This is a genomic window from uncultured Capnocytophaga sp., from assembly GCF_938029845.1.
Lineage (GTDB): Bacteria > Bacteroidota > Bacteroidia > Flavobacteriales > Flavobacteriaceae > Capnocytophaga.
On the sequence record NZ_CALHGG010000134.1, the window covers coordinates 1 to 3,417 of the forward strand.

At 34.2% G+C, this 3,417-nt stretch carries 5 protein-coding genes; 4 read left to right on the forward strand and 1 reads right to left on the reverse strand.

From position 1 onward, the window contains the following. Both Q0625_RS09495 and Q0625_RS09500 read left to right on the forward strand, forming a co-directional pair. On the forward strand, positions 1-548 hold a 548-nt coding region (locus Q0625_RS09495; protein ID WP_298826333.1), incomplete at its 5' end, for a conjugal transfer protein TraO. Positions 549-566: 18 nt separating this feature from the next. Further along, positions 567-989, forward strand: a complete 423-nt coding sequence (locus tag Q0625_RS09500; protein ID WP_298826335.1) for a TraQ conjugal transfer family protein — start codon at positions 567-569, stop codon at positions 987-989. Positions 990-1,039: 50 nt separating this feature from the next. Here Q0625_RS09500 and Q0625_RS09505 read toward each other — a convergent pair whose 3' ends face one another. Then, positions 1,040-2,743 carry a hypothetical protein gene (locus Q0625_RS09505; RefSeq protein WP_298826337.1) on the reverse strand — a complete coding sequence of 568 codons (1,704 nt, stop codon included), beginning with the start codon at positions 2,741-2,743 and terminating at the stop codon, positions 1,040-1,042. A 180-nt stretch (positions 2,744-2,923) separates the two neighbouring features. On the opposite strand from Q0625_RS09505, the gene Q0625_RS09510 reads away from it, so the two are divergent. Both Q0625_RS09510 and Q0625_RS09515 read left to right on the forward strand, forming a co-directional pair. Continuing rightward, positions 2,924-3,232, forward strand: a complete 309-nt coding sequence (locus tag Q0625_RS09510) for a helix-turn-helix domain-containing protein (RefSeq protein WP_298826339.1) — start codon at positions 2,924-2,926, stop codon at positions 3,230-3,232. Beyond that, the coding region (locus Q0625_RS09515; RefSeq protein ID WP_298826340.1) for a DNA-binding protein at positions 3,219-3,417 on the forward strand (199 nt) is incomplete at its 3' end. The genes Q0625_RS09510 and Q0625_RS09515, both read left to right, overlap by 14 nt.

Here is a 3,417-nt window from a genome sequence, read left to right on the forward strand (position 1 = left end):
TTTGTCTGTGCTTTTTAGGAGGCTCCATTGCCCAGGCACAGCGATTGTTACCCAAACAAAAAGGTATCTCGCTCTCTTGGATCGCACCCGCAGAGGCTTTTACCTCCTCCTTTTCTGATGATTTTGGGGTGCAGTTAGGCTATAGTATCAATGCTAAAAGGGGTAACTACAAGCATTTTACCCTTGAATATCAAAGGCGATTATACCCTTACAAGAGTCTGAATATACCTGTTGAGAGGTATATAGGTGCAGGAGGTTATAGCTTTGCCTTGATCAGTGACAGCAGTAAAACGGTAGCTTTGAACTTGGGAGCAGAAGCTCTTTTGGGCTATGAGGTAGTCAATCATAGCAAAAGTCTCCTCCCTGATGGAGCTTTGCTAAAGAATGAAAACCATTTTCTCTATGGTGCACAGGTAGGTTTGCAGATAGAGACTTACCTAAGTAATCACTTTTTAGTGCTCTGCTCTGGCAAGGTAGCGGCTTTGTGGGGAAGTTCCTTTGAGCTACTACGTCCTTGTGCTACTGTAGGACTGCGTTATATGTTTTAACCTTTAAAAGACAATACGATGAAGAAAATAAATCAGAAAATTGTAATAGGACTTATTGCAATACTATGTGTGAGCCTATTCACCTCTTGTAAAAAAGAGCTTGCCATAGAACAGAACTTTCCCTTTGAGGTAAAGCTCTTGCCCATCCCTAAACAGCTACCTCTCGGTGGTACTGCTGAACTGCGTTTGGAGATACTCCCCACACAGGTATACACTGAAAATACCTATTCTCTGAGGTACTTTTCTTTTGAAGGTAAAGGCACTCTGCGGTTTGAGAAAGGTGCACCTTTTGTCCCCAACGACAGCTATCCTATCCCTCAAAAGGTATTCAGGCTCTATTACACCGCCCACAGCATCGGCTCCCACGCCTTTACCCTCTGGCTCACCGACCGCTTCGGCAACGAAAAGAAAATTGAATGCTCGCTGCAGGTACAGAAGTAATGAAAATGGCTAACTCAGCGATGGGTTAGCCTATTTTGTTTCGGTTAAATTTAGTAGTATTTTTTAATTTCTTTAATGATATTTGCTTCAGATTCTATAGATGGAAAACAGTCATTATAATATGTATCTCCTGTTTTAAGGTAATGTAACCATCCCATTAGACAAAGATGGTAACTGGGTCTTGCATCAGATAATGAGGAATATTTCCCTACATAGTTATTTCCTGCACCCCAAGTTTCTTGGCTAACAGGATATAAATAGCCATAAGATACATCTTGAATGATTTTAGCATATCCATTCTCATCAATAACAAGTTTGTTATTTACACTATCATCTGCCGTAGCCATTAAAGACTTTATTTCCTTAAATGTAAACAAATGTATTGGCTTGTTCTTTTTAATATATTCTGCTGTGATACTTAGAGGTATATAATTATCATTTACCCCTTCATTAATACACATTTCTCTTACTTTTTTTTGGATAGATTGTAAAAGGTGTATTACGTCATTTCTATTAGAAATAGTTAGTATAGAATTATCATCATAGGAGAGTTTTCTTATTACTCCATCTTTACAAAGATAATTATTTTCTAATGAAAATAATGAATTTGTATCAGATTGATTTTCTATGACAACTTTAAATAAACAATTGGAAGGATCAGATATTAGTACCTTATTTATTTCATCAATAAAATTCCATTTAAGTAAATTCTTTTGTATAAATTCAAAAGGAGATGGTTTTTCATTTCCTAATAGTAAGGACTTCTTTTCTTCTTTTTCTTCTATTCTATGACAAAAATCTTTGATAAAATACCTTAACCAAAAATATAATTCTGTGATATTATCAAAACTAACTGGGTCACCAGAATCATGTGATAAATTATTAGCTATATTTTTAATTCTCTTAATATGGTCTTTATCTTGTTGAGAGAGATAAACACTATCTTCTAAAGGCTTAATTATTTCTCCTAAAGTTTTATCATAATCTATTGGACTAATGGCAAATACTTTTTGATAAAAACATCTAACCAATTTGAACAAAGATTCCGCCACTCTTCTCATCTTATTGCCATACATTTTAATAACATCTTCCTCATCCTCCTTATCCATTTCCTTTTTTAGATCTTCTATTAGCCATTTAATAGATTGATTAAGCCTTTTTTCTAATTTATCAAGATTATAATGATATAACAGCCTTTCTGAATCTTGTGCCGAAATAGATAATGTTTTAGGAATAATCCAAAATGAATTGATCGGAGTTCTCATAACCCTTATAGATTCTATTAAATCTTTTTTACTTATTCCGATATAGTCAATAGAAAAAAAACTATTTTCTTCATTCTTTAATTCTTTATACTCTCTTTTTTTTATGATATTCTTTATTTCTTTTTTCCTTAAAGTATACGTATTAATCACAATAGCTAAACACTCCCCCTTTTTATTGTGTATAAAACGAATGTTATTGAATTTTGCTATAAGTTTCCAAACATCAGGAATAGACACCATTTCCCTCGCCATTTTTTCTTCAGGATCTTTTGATGGTAATCTAAATAATAAATGTATTAATCCTTTTTTATGATTAAACCGTACATCAACAATACAATCTGAATTATCTGAATCAAGAAAATCAACAATAACTAATCCTTTAGTTTTATTCATAAAATCCTTGAAAAAAAGTTCTGCCTCTTTTGTATCATTAATACAATTACCATAAGTATGGGCTACCTTTGTAAAAAAGTCTATTCCTTTTATCATAATGTTTTCTTATTTTGTTATCAGATAGCAAAAGTACAAATAATTTGCAATACAGAAATATTTTAAAGATTTATTTCTCAAAGCCACCCTTTACCTCTCACTGCCAAAGACTGCCAGCTGAGAGGTTTTTATGTGCTTACACCCTACCTTTGCACTCAAAATCATAGTAAAGTAGTAACAATGGAAGTATTAGTAATAGAAAAAGAGGTATTTCAAGAAGCTTTTGATGAATTATCAGCCCTTACAGATAACTTACAGCAGTTTATCAGTGCCTATCCCATAGGAAAAGAGAAAGAAAAGTGGTTAGATGCTCAAGAAGTGTGTCAGCTGTTGGGGATTAACAAGCGTACTTTACAGAATTACAAAGACAAGGGTATATTAGCCTCGTCCTCTATTTTTAGAAAAAACTACTTTAAGTTTGCTGAGGTACAGCAACTATTAAACTCAGGAACGTCTCTCTTAAAACATCAATCTAATGTTAAGCAATAACCAAGAAGAAATCGCGCAATACAAGGCGGCACTTACGCGCCTTCAAGAACAAGTAGCCTTTATTCAGGAACACTTCCGCCCCTTAGTGGGTGGGGAGTTATATCTCAATGGAGAAGAGGTCTGCGCCTTACTGCATATCACCAAAAGAACCCTACAGCAATACCGTGATGATGGGCTATTTCCTT